1 pseudogene is annotated in these 409 nt (G+C 76.3%); it reads left to right on the top strand.

Annotated features, from left to right (window positions below):
- Nucleotides 1-244, top strand: a pseudogene (locus tag E1265_RS37740) (hypothetical protein); the annotation flags it as partial.
- Between the last annotated feature and the right edge of the window lie 165 nt (nucleotides 245-409).

Raw genomic sequence — 409 nt, 5'->3', positions numbered from 1 at the left:
CTCGGACGCCGAGGACAACCTGGTGTGGTCCTCGGCGCACTGCCCGGAGGGCGCCGGCTCCGTGCCGACGGCCGTGCCGGCGGGCGGCACCGCGAGCCACGCGATCGCCTGGGACCAGCGGCACTCGGACGCGGACGAGTGCGGCAGCCCAGGCCGGGCGGCGGCACCCGGCACCTACCTCGCGGAGGCCACGCTGGACGGCTTCGAGGTCGTGCAGACCTCGTTCCTCCTGGAGGAGGACTGAGCCAGGGGGACCGGCGTTGCCGCCCGGCCGGGGCTGCCGCACTCGTCCGGCGGAGCGTCAGACGTACCGCTCGAGGATGGAGGACTCGGCCAGCCGGGAGAGGCCCTCGCGGACCGAGCGGGCGCGGGTCTCGCCGACGCCGTCCACCGCCTGGAGGTCGTCCAC

The sequence above is a fragment of the Streptomyces sp. 8K308 genome, from assembly GCF_004348315.1.
Classification (GTDB): Bacteria; Actinomycetota; Actinomycetes; order Streptomycetales; family Streptomycetaceae; genus Streptomyces.
The sequence above is the reverse complement of the archived record's forward strand: the minus strand, read 5'-3'. Positions and strand labels throughout refer to the sequence as shown.